Source organism: Klebsiella sp. 18074, from assembly GCF_902705905.1.
Taxonomy (GTDB): domain Bacteria; phylum Pseudomonadota; class Gammaproteobacteria; order Enterobacterales; family Enterobacteriaceae; genus Klebsiella; species Klebsiella terrigena.
Map to the genome: position 1 here is coordinate 163488 of NZ_CACSIS010000009.1, position 13199 is coordinate 176686.

Sequence of the window (13199 nt, forward strand, 5' to 3'; positions counted from 1 at the left end):
TAAAATCATTCGCCGCGTTTATCATTAAATGTGACCTCTATCGCGAATAAGTTGCCAACTGGCGCATTCTTAAGCAAAATGCCGCTCATTCACCGACAACCTTTTACTTTTTCCGGTCATAGTCTGCTGAGGAACACAGAGCTGCAGAAGATTAACTATCTGAAAAAACTAAAGATTAATTATCTGCTCATCGGCATTGTTACCTTATTGCTGGCGGCTGCCCTGTGGCCGTCGATCCCGTGGTCGGGAAAACCAGAGAACCGCGTGGCGGGAATTATGTCGCGCGGGGAGCTACGCATCAGCACCATCAACTCACCGATGACCTTTGCGACCATCAATGACAAAACCTACGGCCTTGATTACGAGCTGGCGCAGCAGTTCGCCGACTACCTCGGCGTCAAGCTGAAGGTCACCGTCCGGCAGAATATCAGCCAGCTGTTTGACGATCTGGATGACGGCAAGGCCGACATGCTCGGCGCAGGGCTGGTCTATAACTCCGAGCGGGTGAAGAACTATCAGCCGGGACCGAGCTACTACTCCGTATCGCAGCAGCTGGTCTACCGGGTCGGCAGCACTCGCCCGCGCACCCTTGCTAACCTCAATGCCGACCAGCTGGTTATCGCGCCGGGCCATGTCGCCATTAACGACCTGCAGAACCTAAAGGGCAGTAAATATCCCGATCTCAGCTGGCGCGTCGATGAAAAGCGCGGCACCACGGCGCTGATGCAGGCGGTCATCGATGGCGACCTGGACTACACCATCGCCGATTCCGTAGCGGTCAGCCTGTTTCAGCGCGTTCATCCTGAGCTGGCGGTCGCGCTGGACATCACCGATGAGCAGCCGGTGACCTGGTTTAGCGTAAAGAGCGATGACAATTCGCTATCGGCGGCGATGCTCGATTTCTTCAACAACATTAATGAAGACGGCACCCTGGCGCGGCTGGAAGAGAAGTATCTCGGGCACGGCAACGATTTCGATTATGTCGACACGCGAACCTTCCTGCGGGCGGTAGAGAATATCCTGCCGGACCTGCAGCCGATGTTTGAAAAGTACGCCCGCCAGATCGACTGGCGTCTGCTGGCGGCTATTTCATGGCAGGAGTCGCACTGGGACCCGCAGGCGACCTCGCCGACCGGAGTTCGCGGGATGATGATGCTCACCAGAAACACCGCCCAGAGCCTGGGATTAACCGACCGCACCGATGCCGAACAGAGCGTCAACGGCGGTATGCGCTATCTGCAGGATATGATGAATAAGGTCCCGGATTCGGTCCCCAAAGATGAGCGGATCTGGTTTGCGCTGGCGGCGTACAATATGGGCTACGCGCATATTCTCGACGCCATCGCCCTGACGAAAAAACAGCAAGGGAACCCCAACAGCTGGGCGGACGTGAAGCAGCGCCTGCCGCTTCTCAGCCAAAAATCCTACTACAGCAGGCTGAAATACGGCTATGCGCGGGGCCATGAAGCGTACGCTTACGTCGAGAACATTCGCAAATACCACATTAGCCTGGTCGGCTATCTGTCCGAGAAGGAGAGGAAGGACCAGCAGGCGCTGGCGATGGCCGGTGACTATCCGGCGGTTATGCCGGATGAGGTAGATAAAAAGGAAGAGCAGACGCTACCGTTTTTCAAATTCCGCGCCGAAGCGCTGGTCGATAACGCCAAATTCAAAATCCCCGGGCTGGGCCACTAGCCCTCGCCCGCCTGGCGCGCCTTTTTTAGCGCCTTTTTCTCTTCCCGCCGCCAGCGGAAAAAATCGCTCAGCATGGCCGAACACGACTCGGCGAGAACGCCTTCAGCGATCTCAACCCGATGGTTCATCCCCGGATGATGCAGCACGTCGATAAGCGATCCGGCGGCGCCGGTTTTCGCATCCCGGGCGCCAAATACCAGTCGCGAGATCCGGCTATGCACCATCGCCCCGGCGCACATCACGCACGGCTCGAGGGTCACGTACAGCGTGGCGTCAATCAGGCGGTAGTTTTGCAGCGCCAGCCCGCCCTGGCGTATGGCCATGATCTCGGCGTGTGCGGTCGGATCGTGACGGCCGATCGGACGATTCCAGCCCTCGCCGATGACCTGATTATTGTGTACCAGCACGGCGCCCACCGGCACCTCGCCCTCTTCCCAGGCGCGTTTAGCCAGCGTCAAAGCGTGACGCATCCAGTATTCATCATTGCGTTCATGGTCAGACAAAGTGGGACTCCTGTGCAAAAGCGGGGCGCATTATACATGCCGGCCGCGCATTAGACACTATCACTCTAGCTGATGCAGATCGCCCTGCGGCGTCACCCGCCAGCGATGCTGGCAAAAGCAAAGCAGCGGATTATCCTGCTCGCTGTCGCTGTAGCCGCTATACAGCCGCAGCGGCGCGCCAATTTTTTGCTCCAGCTGCACCACTTTTTCATGCCCCAGGCAGCGCAGAGTCAGGACCCAGCCGCCGTAGCGGCGCGCCATTCTGCTGGCGATGAGGTTCACTCTGGGTAGCCAGGGCGTATCAAAATAGACCTGCTCCACCAGCGACTGCGGCGAACCGGTGATCAGCCAGACGTCGGCATCGGTGCTGGTCAAATAGCCCGTTAGCCGGGCATGCACCACCGGGAACGCCGTCACGTGCTGGCGAAACCAGCGGGCAAAGTTCGCCTCAAGACGCTTGAGCTTCGCCTCGCTGCGCCCGCAGGTGGAGGCCCACAGCAGCAGGCTCATCGGCCAGCGCGCCGCCCTGCCGTTGACCAGCAGTCCGCCGAGGATAACCGGCAGCAAAAGCAGTACCGGCAGCAGATTCAGGGGCTGATGACGCAGGACGTAGCGTATGAAGCTGCCAAACATATCCTGCTGGTGCAGAGTTCCATCAAGATCAAAAAAGACCACCCGACGCATAGCGCTATTCAAACTCAACCTCTTCTTTTCGTCATTCCGGTTGCCCGCTAGCTTACCAGCCTTGCACCCTTAATATTAAAAACATCTGCGAGCGTTGAATTTAGGTTAAGGTCGTTGATTAATAAATCTCAGCGCCAGAATTTTTAATTCGCCATAATCCTCTTATAATCGAATACAAAATTCTTTCAGCAGAGGGTGAAGGCTGTCCTCAGGAAAACCTATGAACTGTTTAATCCGCATTCGCCAGCGCTACCCGTCGCTGGCGGCAAGCGATAAAAAGCTGGCTGATTTTATCCTCGCCGAGCCGGACCAGACCCGGCACCTCAGCTCGCAGCAGCTGGCGGGTGAAGCGGGCGTCAGCCAGTCCAGCGTGGTGAAATTCGCCCAGAAGATGGGCTTCAAAGGTTTCCCGGCCCTGAAGCTGGCGCTGAGCGAAGCACTGGCCAGCGCGCCCGACCCGCAGTCGGTCCCGGTGCATAACCAGATCCTCGGCGACGATCCGCTGCGTCTGGTGGGCGAAAAGCTGATTAAGGATAACGTGGCGGCGATGCACGCCTCGCTGGACGTTAACAGCGAAGAGAAGCTGCTGGAGGCCGTTGCGCTGCTGCGCACCGCTCGCCGGGTCATTATTACCGGCATCGGCGCCTCGGGCCTGGTGGCGCGTAACTTCAGCTGGAAGCTGATGAAGATTGGCATCAACGCCGTCGCCGAACAGGATATGCACGCCCTGCTGGCCACAGTCCAGGCAATGTCGCCTGACGATCTGCTGTTCGCCATCTCCTACTCCGGCGAGCGGCGGGAAATCAACATGGCGGCGGCAGAAGCCCTGCGCGTTGGCTGTCGGATCCTGGCGATCACCGGCTTCAGCCCCAACGCGCTGCAGCAGCAGGCCTCCCAGTGCCTGTACACCATTGCCGAAGAGCAGGCGACGCGCAGCGCGGCTATCTCCTCAACCAGCGCGCAGATGATGCTGACGGATCTGCTGTTTATGGCGCTGGTACAGCAGGATCTTGAGCATGCGCCGGACCGTATTCGCCACAGCGAGGCGCTGGTGAAAAAGCTGGTGTGAGCAGAAAATGGGCGTATAATGCCCGCCCTGTTTGTGTTGTTTCTGAGAATTACCTGATGGCGCTGTTAATTACCAAAAAATGCATCAACTGCGATATGTGCGAACCGGAGTGTCCGAACGAGGCCATTTCGATGGGTGATAGCATTTATGAAATTAACAGCGATCGCTGCACAGAATGCGTGGGTCATTACGAAACGCCCACCTGTCAAAAAGTGTGCCCGATCCCCAATACGATCCTTAAAGATCCGGCGCACCCCGAGAACGAAGAGCAGCTGTGGGATAAGTTTGTGCTGATGCACCACGCGGATAAAATCTAGCTTTCGATAATGACCGTTGCGCAGGCGTAGTGGCGCTCATCGGCCAGCGTGACGTGAACGGCGCTAACCCCCAGGCGCTCCGCCAGATTCCTGGCCTCGCCCCACAGGCGCAGCTTCGGTTTACCCAGCTCGTCGTTATAAACCTCAAACTGATTAAAAGCCAAACCGTTACGAATGCCGGTGCCCAGCGCTTTTGCCGCCGCCTCTTTCACCGCGAAGCGCTTGGCCAGAAAACGCACCGGCTGCTGATGCTGCTCCCAGATTGCCCACTCGCTATCGCTTAATACGCGTCGGGCAAGGCGATCGCCGCTACGGGCGATCACCGCTTCAATGCGGGCAATTTCAACGATATCCGTGCCCAGCCCGAGAATAGCCATTAAGGACGGGCTTCCTGCATCAGGCGTTTCATTTCAGCAACCGCTTCCTTCAGGCCGCTCATCACCGCGCGACCGATAATCGCGTGGCCAATATTCAGCTCATGCATTTCCGGCAGCCGGGCAATGGCCTTGACGTTGTGGTAGGTCAGACCGTGTCCGGCATTGACCTTCAGGCCAAGGCTGGCGGCGTAGGTGGCCGCTTTGGCAATGCGCTCGAGTTCTTTGGCCTGCTGCGCGTCGCTTTCGGCATCTGCGTAGCAGCCGGTATGAATTTCGATATAGGGCGCGCCCACTTCCGCCGCCGCCTCAATTTGCGCAAAATCAGCATCAATGAACAGCGAAACCAGAATGCCGGCATCGGCAAGACGCTGGCAGGCGTCGCGCATTTTTTCACGCTGGCCGGCCACGTCCAGGCCGCCTTCGGTGGTCACTTCCTGACGCTTTTCCGGCACCAGGCAGCAGAAATGCGGTTTGGTTTCGCAGGCGATCGCCAGCATCTCTTCGGTTACCGCCATTTCGAGGTTCATGCGGGTATCCAGCGTCTGGCGCAGGACGCGCACGTCGCGGTCGGTGATATGGCGGCGGTCTTCACGCAGATGCACGGTGATACCGTCGGCGCCGGCCTGCTCGGCGATAAACGCGGCCTGTACCGGGTCCGGGTATGCGGTGCCGCGAGCGTTACGTAGCGTAGCGATATGGTCAATGTTGACCCCTAACAGTAATTCAGCCATGACAATCCTCATTGTTCATTATTTGTTTTATCTGCTCGCGCCGCTCTGGCGGGAATAAACTGGCGAAACAGCTCCCGGCTCTTTAGCGGCTTGCCGCCAAGATACGGCTTCAGGGCGATACGGGTAAAGCGTTTGGCAGCACGTAAGGCATCGCTATCCGGGAATTCACGGTTAGCCAGCGCCTTCAAATGGTGCCCGGTAAAGCTGTTGTTATCAATAACCAGGCTGGCGATAAAGCCTTTTTCTTCGCGGTAGCGATAGGTCATGGTATCGGAGACCGCTTCGCCGCTGCCGGCGCAGTGCAGGAAATCGACGCCGTAGCCCAGATGCCCGAGCAGGGCCAGCTCGAAGCGGCGTAAAGCCGGCTCCGGCGTACCGCTCGCGCCGGCGAGCGCCTGGAGGCAGTACAGGTAGTCGAAAAAGAGTTCAGAGAAACGGGTTTCGTGTTCGAGCACCCGGGAGAGCAGCTCGTTGACGTAGAGGCCGCTATAGAGCGTAATTCCGCTAAGCGGTAGCGCCAGCGAGACGGCTTCGGCGCTGCGCAGCGTTTTGACTTCGCCACGGCCGCCAAAGCGCAGCAGTAAGGGGGTAAATGGCTGGAGAGCACCTTTGAGGCTGGAGCGTTTGGAACGCGCGCCTTTGGCAACAAGGCGCACGCGGCCCGACTCTTCCGTGAAGACGTCCAGCATCAGGCTGGTTTCGCTCCACGGGCGGCTATGCAGGACGAAAGCGCGCTGCCAGCCTTCCATTATACTCGTCGTCTTTCAGGTTGCAGGCGCGCCGGCTGCGTCCAGTCACCCCGGTCGCTTACGACAGTAAGCTCCCGGAGACTCGCGGTCTCGCCGCCTGCCTGCACCTCGAAAGCCATGGAGTAGCAAACTCAGAGATCGTCAACGTAACCGAGGCTGCGCAGAGCGCGCTCGTCGTCGGCCCAGCCGGATTTGACCTTCACCCACAGTTCGAGGTGAACCGGTGCTTCGAACATATCCTGCATGTCTTTACGTGCTTCAATACCGATGGTTTTGATTTTGGCGCCTTTGTTGCCAATAACCATCTTCTTCTGACCTTCGCGCTCAACCAGGATCAGGCCGTTAATGTCATAACCGCCGCGTTCGTTGGTCTGGAAACGCTCGATCTCTACCGTTACGGAGTACGGCAGCTCGGCCCCGAGGAAGCGCATCAGCTTCTCACGGATGATTTCAGAAGCCATAAAGCGCTGGGAGCGATCGGTAATGTAATCTTCCGGGAAGTGATGAATCGCTTCCGGCAGATGCTTGCGCACGATCCCGGCGATGGTATCGACGTTAGTTCCGGTTTCCGCGGAAATCGGCACGATATCGAGGAAGTTCATCTGGCTTGCCAGGAACTGCAGGTGCGGCAGCAGATCGGCCTTCTCCTGCACGTTATCGACTTTGTTCACCGCAAGAATAACCGGCGCCCTGGCGTCGCGCAGCTTGCCCAGCACCATTTCGTCGTCCGCGGTCCAGCGGGTGCCTTCAACAACGAAGATCACCAGCTCAACGTCGCCAATCGAGCTGCTCGCCGCTTTGTTCATCAGGCGGTTGATCGCCCGCTTCTCTTCCATATGCAGGCCCGGGGTATCAACGTAGATTGCCTGATACGGCCCTTCGGTATGGATGCCGACGATGCGGTGACGGGTGGTCTGCGCTTTACGAGAAGTAATCGAAATCTTCTGCCCAAGCAGCTTGTTCAACAGCGTGGATTTACCCACGTTCGGGCGGCCAACGATGGCAACAAACCCGCAATAATTTTTTTCTTCGCTCATTCCAGCTCCAGCTTTTTCAGCGCCTGTTCGGCGGCAGCCTGCTCCGCCTTGCGACGGCTGGAACCCGTGCCGACCACCGGTTCACTCAGGCCGCTAACCTGGCAGTGGATAGTAAATTCCTGATCGTGTGCTTCCCCGCGCACCTGAACTACCAAATAAGATGGCAGCGGCAGATGGCGACCCTGCAGATACTCCTGCAGGCGAGTCTTCGGATCTTTTTGCTTATCGCCCGGGCTAATTTCGTCCAGACGAGTTTGGTACCAGGAGAGGATCAGACGTTCGATATTCTGAATATCGCTGTCGAGGAAGACTCCGCCAATTAACGCTTCGACGGTATCAGCCAGAATCGATTCACGACGGAAGCCACCGCTTTTCAATTCACCCGGCCCCAGACGCAGACATTCACCCAGCTCGAACTCGCGAGCGATTTCCGCCAGCGTGTTGCCTCGTACCAGCGTCGCGCGCATGCGGCTCATATCGCCTTCGTCAACCCGAGGGAAACGATGGTAGAGCGCATTCGCGATCACAAAACTCAAAATAGAGTCGCCTAAGAATTCCAGGCGCTCATTGTGTTTGCTGCTGGCACTGCGGTGAGTTAATGCCTGTTGCAACAGCTCCTGATGATTAAAAGTGTAGCCCAGCTTCCGTTGAAGCCGATTAATTACGATGGGGTTCATGCGTTACCAATAGATGAATGCGTCAAAAATGCAGCACACGAAACCGACCTGAGCATTCTCGCCAACTTCACGTTGCATGCGCGCTTGCTTGTCGCCTTTCTGCAACCCAAATTATTGAGAGAATAAACAACCAACGCGGTTTCGTGTGCAGTGTCACTCTTACGAGAGACAACCAAAACTTCGGGGGGATATTCTATACGCAACGACAGGGGATGTCGTTAGTTTGGATAGATTTAAATATTAAATAATTCACGCTGCCGATATTGCAGCGGCAGCGTGAATCGGGCAGGGAAATTAGTGGATGCTGCCGATGCGCGATAAACGCACGCCGGTTGGCCACTCGCCTTCCTGTTTTTCGAAGCTCATCCAGATAGCCGTGGCTTTACCCACCAGGTTGGCTTCCGGCACGAAGCCCCAGTAGCGGCTATCCGCGCTATTATCGCGGTTGTCGCCCATCATGAAATAGTGGCCCGGCGGCACAATCCAGGTCGCCAGCGGCAGACCGGACTGATGGTAGTACATCCCCACCTGATCCTGGGCAATCGGCACGGTCAGAATACGGTGGGTAACGTCACCCAGCGTCTCTTTGCGCTCGGTCAGACGGATACCGTCCGCCTTGCTCTCGCCCTTCGGCAGCTGCCAGAATCCGCTGGTCGCTTCACCGCCGTTGCTGCGAGAGAAGGTCTGGACGAAATCGCTCGGCTCAACGTTAGAGTAAGTGACCGGCAGCGCGTTGCCGCACGCCTGTCCGGAACTGCATCCCGGCTGGATAGTGACCTGCTTGGCTAACGGATCGTAGGTGACTTTATCACCCGGTAAACCCACCGCGCGCTTGATGTAGTCGAGGCGCGGATCTTCCGGGTATTTAAACACCACGATATCGCCACGCTTCGGATGCCCGGTTTCGATCAGCGTTTTCTGATAGATAGGATCTTTAATCCCGTAGGCAAACTTCTCTACCAGAATAAAATCGCCGATCAGCAGCGTCGGCATCATTGAGCCTGACGGGATCTGGAAGGGTTCGTAAATAAACGAACGCACCACCAGCACGATCGCCAGCACCGGGAACACCGAGGCCCCCGTTTCCAGCCAGCCCGGTTTCGGGCCGACCTTCTTCAGCGTTGTTTTATCCAGGCCTTCAGCGGTCGCTTCCTGGGCTGCGGCCTGACCTGCGCGACGCTTCGGTGCGAAGATAAACTTATCCAGACACCATAAAAGCCCCGTTACCAGGGTTGCGATCACCAGGATCAGGGCAAACATGTTCGCCATGCCAACTCCTTAATGGTTATTTTCCGTCTTTACCCACGTGCAGAATGGCGAGGAACGCTTCCTGCGGCAGCTCAACGTTGCCCACTTGTTTCATGCGCTTCTTACCGTCTTTCTGCTTCTGCAGCAGCTTCTTCTTACGGCTCACGTCGCCGCCATAGCATTTCGCGAGGACGTTTTTACGCAGCTGCTTAACGGTAGCACGGGCGATGATGTGATTGCCGATTGCCGCCTGAATCGCGATATCGAACTGCTGACGCGGGATCAGCTCTTTCATCTTCTCTACCAGCTCGCGGCCGCGGTACGGAGCGTTATCGTTGTGGGTAATCAGCGCCAGCGCATCAACGCGCTCGCTGTTGATCAGCACATCGACGCGCACCATGTTGGATGCCTGGAAGCGCTTGAAGTTGTAGTCCAGCGACGCGTAGCCGCGAGACGTTGACTTCAGCCGGTCGAAGAAGTCGAGGACCACTTCCGCCATCGGGATTTCATAGGTCAGCGCAACCTGTTTACCGTGGTAAACCATGTTGGTCTGCACGCCGCGCTTCTCGATGCAAAGGGTGATGACGTTGCCGAGGAACTCCTGCGGCAGCAGCATATGACACTCGGCAATAGGCTCGCGCAGCTCGTAAATGTTATTCAGCGGCGGCAGCTTGGACGGGCTGTCGACGTAGATAACCTCTTTCGCCGTCGTCTCGACTTCATAGACCACCGTTGGCGCCGTGGTAATCAGGTCCAGATCGTATTCACGCTCAAGACGCTCCTGGATGATCTCCATGTGCAGCAGGCCAAGGAAGCCGCAGCGGAAGCCAAAGCCCAGCGCCGTCGAGCTTTCTGGTTCATAGAACAGAGAGGCGTCGTTGAGGCTCAGTTTGCCCAGCGCATCGCGGAAGCTTTCGTAATCGTCCGAGCTAACCGGGAACAGGCCTGCGTACACCTGCGGTTTGACCTTTTTGAAACCAGGCAGCGCTTTGTCAGCCGGGTTACGGGAAGTGGTCAGGGTATCGCCCACCGGCGCGCCGAGGATGTCTTTAATCGCGCACACCAGCCAGCCAACTTCGCCGCACTTCAGCTCGGTACGATCGACCTGCTTCGGCGTAAAGATACCGAGGCGATCGGCGTTATAAACCTGTCCGGTACTGATGACCTTAATCTTGTCGCCCTTGCGCATGGTGCCGTTTTTAATACGCACCAGCGAGACGACGCCGAGGTAGTTGTCGAACCAGGAGTCGATGATCAGCGCCTGCAGCGGAGCGTCCGGGTCGCCTTCCGGCGGTGGAATGTCGCGCACCAGTCGTTCCAGCACGTCCGGAACGCCTACGCCGGTCTTCGCCGAGCAGCGCACCGCGTCGGTGGCGTCGATACCGACGATATCTTCAATTTCTTCCGCTACGCGTTCCGGATCGGCCGCAGGCAGGTCGATTTTGTTGAGGACCGGCACAACTTCCAGGTCCATTTCCATCGCGGTATAGCAGTTAGCCAGCGTCTGGGCTTCAACCCCTTGACCGGCATCGACAACCAGCAGCGCACCTTCGCAGGCGGCCAGAGAGCGCGAAACTTCATAGGAGAAGTCGACGTGTCCCGGGGTGTCGATAAAGTTCAGCTGGTAGGTCTCACCGTTGGTGGCCTTATAATCCAGGGTGACGCTCTGCGCCTTAATGGTAATGCCGCGCTCACGCTCAAGATCCATGGAGTCCAGTACCTGGGCTTCCATTTCACGATCGGAAAGGCCACCGCAAATCTGGATGATACGGTCAGACAACGTAGACTTACCGTGGTCGATGTGGGCGATGATTGAAAAGTTACGTATATTCTTCATATTTAGAGTTAATTATGCCTTACGCGTATCATGAGGCCACTGTTCTGTGCCTGACGTTTTTTAATCCGAAAACGCCGCATTCTACACTACATCCTTGAAACCAGGAAATGCTCTTACAGCTAGCATAGCCGGAGTAAATGGCGGGATCTTACGGGAGCGATAAATAAAAAATAAAGGCCAGTGGAATCACTGACCTGCTTCTGAAGAGGGTGTCTCAATACGCACTAGATCGGGCGCTAAACCCACGCTAATGATGATCGGCTGCCACGACTGACGAGCGGCCAGGCCGGGGGAGAGCCCGCGCGCGACCAGGAACCCGCCAACGCCGCCAAGTATCGCGCCGCAGAGGGAGGCAAAATCATTAGAGAACAGCACCTGGAAGAGAGATGCCATCACAAACAGCCCGACCAGCGGCGCCATATACACTAACAGCGCGGAGCCTAATAAGCTGCTTTCCGCGATGCCGAGCTCCACTTTTTGCCCAGCGCTCAGCGGCTCTGCGCTGGGCACGCTGATAGTGTGGCTGGTTTGCGGCCCCAGCTTGTTCAGCACCCGGCTACCGCAGCCGGCGCGCGAGGCGCAGCTGCTGCAGGACGCTTTGACATCGCAGTGCACCTGCGCCATCCCGTTGTGCCAGGAAACGACGGTCGCCCACTCTTTAATCATTGTACGGCCTTGAATTTGATGCTGTCGGCTATGCGCTTAGCCGTTTGCGGCGGCAGCTCGCCCACCACGGTTATCTCCGCGCTGTCGCGTACCGTGGTACTCACGGTACGACGCCCGGTGCGTAGCAGCTGATCGCTGCTGTTCGCTGTTGCGCGATTGACGTTGATCGAGAAGCTAAACAGCCCGTCCGAATAGAGGCGAGATTCAACCGGGCCGTCGAAGGTTGGCAGACGGCGCTGGCTGCTGGATATCTCGGAGACGCCCTGCGGTAGCCAGGCTGGCGCCCAGTTGAAGTTAGCTTTATCGCCACCTTCCGGCACCGACAGCTGCGGAGGCAAATTAGCCTTCGCCAGCGTCTCCATGCTGCTGCTTACCTTATCGCCAACGCTAAAGGACACAACCCGGAACTGCTCCAGGGTTTCGCCATCGCGGTCAAGCAAATCAACCCGCATCGGCAGCCGGGTTTCCGCATCGAGCCAGACGATATAGCTATATCGCGTTCCGTCTCTCGCCACCACGCGGATCACTTCGCACAGCCGATCGGCAATACGCGTACGTCCCACGGAGATGAAGTCGTAGTAGGACGCCAGGCGTTTGAAATCGGTATAGGCCAGTGAAGGCAGGGAATCAACGATGTAGTCACCGTTCAGGGTGAACGGATCGAGGCCAGGTTCGAAGTAGCTGATTTCATTACCGCGCAGCACAACCTCACGACGGGGACCATCGAGCTGCAAAAGCTGAGCGAGAGGTTGATTGTTCAGCCGCGCGTGACGATAACGCAGCGACTCAACGCCCTGTTTGTTGATGCTGACGAAGGACAGCTCATAATTGAGGGACTGGCTAGCCAGGTTCATTTGCTGCAACAACGCCCCGGAAGAGGTATCAGCCGAGGCGTTGACAGAGAAGAACAGGCTGCCTGCCATGAGCGACATGGCACACCAAAGTTGCTTCATTACTGCGATTGCGTTCCTAAAGTTTGATAACCCGGTACCTGAACGGCGGCCTGCTGAGTCTGGGCTTGACCAAACTGAAGCTGTTCGGCATGCAGGCGACGCTGTAGTTCATAGTCCTGCAGCATGGCGTTAATGCGGCGACGCTGCTCCTGGACCTGCACCTGTTGACCGGTTCCTGCGGAAGCATCTGCCGGTACACCCAGGCTCACCGGACTCGCTTTACCCATCATCGGCATGGTATTAAACACCGGTGCTTCAGGCTGCTGAGATGATTCGGTTTGCCCATTATACTGCTGGACGCCGACGATAACAGCAAGCGATACGCACGCGGCGACGCCCATCTGCGTAAGCGAGCTGGCCCACGGGCGCACTTTCTGCCAGAAAGGCATCTGACGCCACTGGTGCGGTGCCGGCTGAGATTCGGGAATAAGCGGCACCGTCTGACGAACGGGCTCGTTTTCGATGGCGGCCATCACGCGAGCTGAGATATCAAAGTGGAGCATCTCGGCGGTGTCGCCTCGCAGCGAATCGCGGATGAGATGGTAGCTCTCCCAGGTCTTTTGCATTTCAGAAGAACCGCTCAGCTCATTAAGCAGTTCGTTATCCAGCGTTTCACCATCCATTAAGGCCGAAAGTTTTTCTTTCTGCATGCCTGA

15 protein-coding genes are annotated in these 13199 nt (G+C 57.3%); 3 read left to right on the forward strand and 12 right to left on the reverse strand.

All coding sequences use genetic code 11. The annotated features are described in order from the left end of the window. The first annotated feature begins 78 nt into the window (after positions 1–78). Positions 79–1695: a membrane-bound lytic murein transglycosylase MltF gene (gene mltF, locus GVK32_RS11420; RefSeq protein ID WP_159867983.1), complete on the forward strand. Its 1617-nt coding sequence runs from the start codon at positions 79–81 to the stop codon at positions 1693–1695. Here mltF and tadA read toward each other — a convergent pair. Together tadA and yfhb are read right to left on the reverse strand one after the other, a co-directional pair. Next, positions 1692–2198 carry a tRNA adenosine(34) deaminase TadA gene (gene tadA / locus GVK32_RS11425; protein WP_159867986.1) on the reverse strand — a complete coding sequence of 169 codons (507 nt, stop codon included), beginning with the start codon at positions 2196–2198 and terminating at the stop codon, positions 1692–1694. The genes mltF and tadA overlap by 4 nt on opposite strands. Before the next feature lie 60 nt (positions 2199–2258). After that, on the reverse strand, positions 2259–2882 hold the full coding sequence (yfhb, locus tag GVK32_RS11430; RefSeq protein WP_165973086.1) for a phosphatidylglycerophosphatase C: 624 nt from the start codon (positions 2880–2882) through the stop codon (positions 2259–2261). Positions 2883–3102: 220 nt separating this feature from the next. Here yfhb and GVK32_RS11435 point away from each other — a divergent pair, with 220 nt between their 5' ends. Together GVK32_RS11435 and GVK32_RS11440 are read left to right on the forward strand one after the other, a co-directional pair. Further along, entirely contained in the window at positions 3103–3951 is an 849-nt protein-coding gene (locus GVK32_RS11435) for a MurR/RpiR family transcriptional regulator (protein ID WP_159867989.1), read from the forward strand. A gap of 56 nt (positions 3952–4007) precedes the next feature. Continuing rightward, positions 4008–4268 (forward strand): YfhL family 4Fe-4S dicluster ferredoxin, encoded by a 261-nt coding sequence (locus tag GVK32_RS11440; RefSeq protein ID WP_041146749.1) that lies wholly within the window; start codon positions 4008–4010, stop codon positions 4266–4268. Here GVK32_RS11440 and acpS read toward each other — a convergent pair. The 10 genes from acpS to rseA all read right to left on the reverse strand — a co-directional run bounded on the left by acpS (position 4265) and on the right by rseA (position 13193). Beyond that, positions 4265–4645: a holo-ACP synthase gene (acpS, locus tag GVK32_RS11445; protein ID WP_123710377.1), complete on the reverse strand. Its 381-nt coding sequence runs from the start codon at positions 4643–4645 to the stop codon at positions 4265–4267. The two genes, GVK32_RS11440 and acpS, sit on opposite strands and share 4 nt — an antisense overlap. Next, entirely contained in the window at positions 4645–5376 is a 732-nt protein-coding gene (gene pdxJ / locus GVK32_RS11450) for a pyridoxine 5'-phosphate synthase (protein WP_123710378.1), read from the reverse strand. The genes acpS and pdxJ overlap by 1 nt, the downstream gene beginning before the upstream one ends. Positions 5377–5384: 8 nt before the next feature. Continuing rightward, on the reverse strand, positions 5385–6125 hold the full coding sequence (gene recO, locus GVK32_RS11455) for a DNA repair protein RecO (protein ID WP_159867992.1): 741 nt from the start codon (positions 6123–6125) through the stop codon (positions 5385–5387). Between the two features lie 131 nt (positions 6126–6256). Then, a complete protein-coding gene (gene era / locus GVK32_RS11460; protein ID WP_041146752.1) occupies positions 6257–7162 on the reverse strand; it encodes a GTPase Era in 906 nt (301 codons plus the stop codon). Beyond that, on the reverse strand, positions 7159–7839 hold the full coding sequence (gene rnc, locus GVK32_RS11465) for a ribonuclease III (protein WP_041146753.1): 681 nt from the start codon (positions 7837–7839) through the stop codon (positions 7159–7161). Before rnc ends, era begins: the two co-directional genes overlap by 4 nt. Before the next feature lie 294 nt (positions 7840–8133). Further along, positions 8134–9108, reverse strand: coding sequence for a signal peptidase I (gene lepB / locus GVK32_RS11470; RefSeq protein WP_159867995.1), 975 nt, complete (start codon positions 9106–9108; stop codon positions 8134–8136). Positions 9109–9124: 16 nt separating this feature from the next. Beyond that, positions 9125–10924 (reverse strand): translation elongation factor 4, encoded by a 1800-nt coding sequence (lepA, locus tag GVK32_RS11475; protein ID WP_045856386.1) that lies wholly within the window; start codon positions 10922–10924, stop codon positions 9125–9127. 186 nt (positions 10925–11110) lie between these two features. After that, positions 11111–11590: a SoxR-reducing system protein RseC gene (gene rseC, locus GVK32_RS11480; protein WP_123710380.1), complete on the reverse strand. Its 480-nt coding sequence runs from the start codon at positions 11588–11590 to the stop codon at positions 11111–11113. After that, positions 11587–12543, reverse strand: coding sequence for a sigma-E factor regulatory protein RseB (rseB, locus tag GVK32_RS11485; RefSeq protein ID WP_041146758.1), 957 nt, complete (start codon positions 12541–12543; stop codon positions 11587–11589). Before rseB ends, rseC begins: the two co-directional genes overlap by 4 nt. Next, the gene (gene rseA, locus GVK32_RS11490) at positions 12543–13193 is read right to left on the reverse strand and encodes an anti-sigma-E factor RseA (RefSeq protein WP_041146759.1); all 651 of its coding nucleotides are present in this window, start codon (positions 13191–13193) and stop codon (positions 12543–12545) included. The genes rseB and rseA overlap by 1 nt, the downstream gene beginning before the upstream one ends. Positions 13194–13199: the final 6 nt, after the last annotated feature.

Bases quoted from the DNA above. Each gene is read 5' to 3' on its own strand.
- rseB (WP_041146758.1), bottom strand. From the start codon at position 12,543: ATGAAGCAACTTTGGTGTGCCATGTCGCTCATGGCAGGCAGCCTGTTC.
- lepA (WP_045856386.1), bottom strand. From the start codon at position 10,924: ATGAAGAATATACGTAACTTTTCAATCATCGCCCACATCGACCACGGT.
- pdxJ (WP_123710378.1), bottom strand. From the start codon at position 5,376: ATGGCTGAATTACTGTTAGGGGTCAACATTGACCATATCGCTACGCTA.
- GVK32_RS11440 (WP_041146749.1), top strand. From the start codon at position 4,008: ATGGCGCTGTTAATTACCAAAAAATGCATCAACTGCGATATGTGCGAA.
- lepB (WP_159867995.1), bottom strand. From the start codon at position 9,108: ATGGCGAACATGTTTGCCCTGATCCTGGTGATCGCAACCCTGGTAACG.
- rseC (WP_123710380.1), bottom strand. From the start codon at position 11,590: ATGATTAAAGAGTGGGCGACCGTCGTTTCCTGGCACAACGGGATGGCG.
- rseA (WP_041146759.1), bottom strand. From the start codon at position 13,193: ATGCAGAAAGAAAAACTTTCGGCCTTAATGGATGGTGAAACGCTGGAT.
- yfhb (WP_165973086.1), bottom strand. From the start codon at position 2,882: ATGCGTCGGGTGGTCTTTTTTGATCTTGATGGAACTCTGCACCAGCAG.
- mltF (WP_159867983.1), top strand. From the start codon at position 79: ATGCCGCTCATTCACCGACAACCTTTTACTTTTTCCGGTCATAGTCTG.
- GVK32_RS11435 (WP_159867989.1), top strand. From the start codon at position 3,103: ATGAACTGTTTAATCCGCATTCGCCAGCGCTACCCGTCGCTGGCGGCA.
- rnc (WP_041146753.1), bottom strand. From the start codon at position 7,839: ATGAACCCCATCGTAATTAATCGGCTTCAACGGAAGCTGGGCTACACT.
- era (WP_041146752.1), bottom strand. From the start codon at position 7,162: ATGAGCGAAGAAAAAAATTATTGCGGGTTTGTTGCCATCGTTGGCCGC.
- acpS (WP_123710377.1), bottom strand. From the start codon at position 4,645: ATGGCTATTCTCGGGCTGGGCACGGATATCGTTGAAATTGCCCGCATT.
- recO (WP_159867992.1), bottom strand. From the start codon at position 6,125: ATGGAAGGCTGGCAGCGCGCTTTCGTCCTGCATAGCCGCCCGTGGAGC.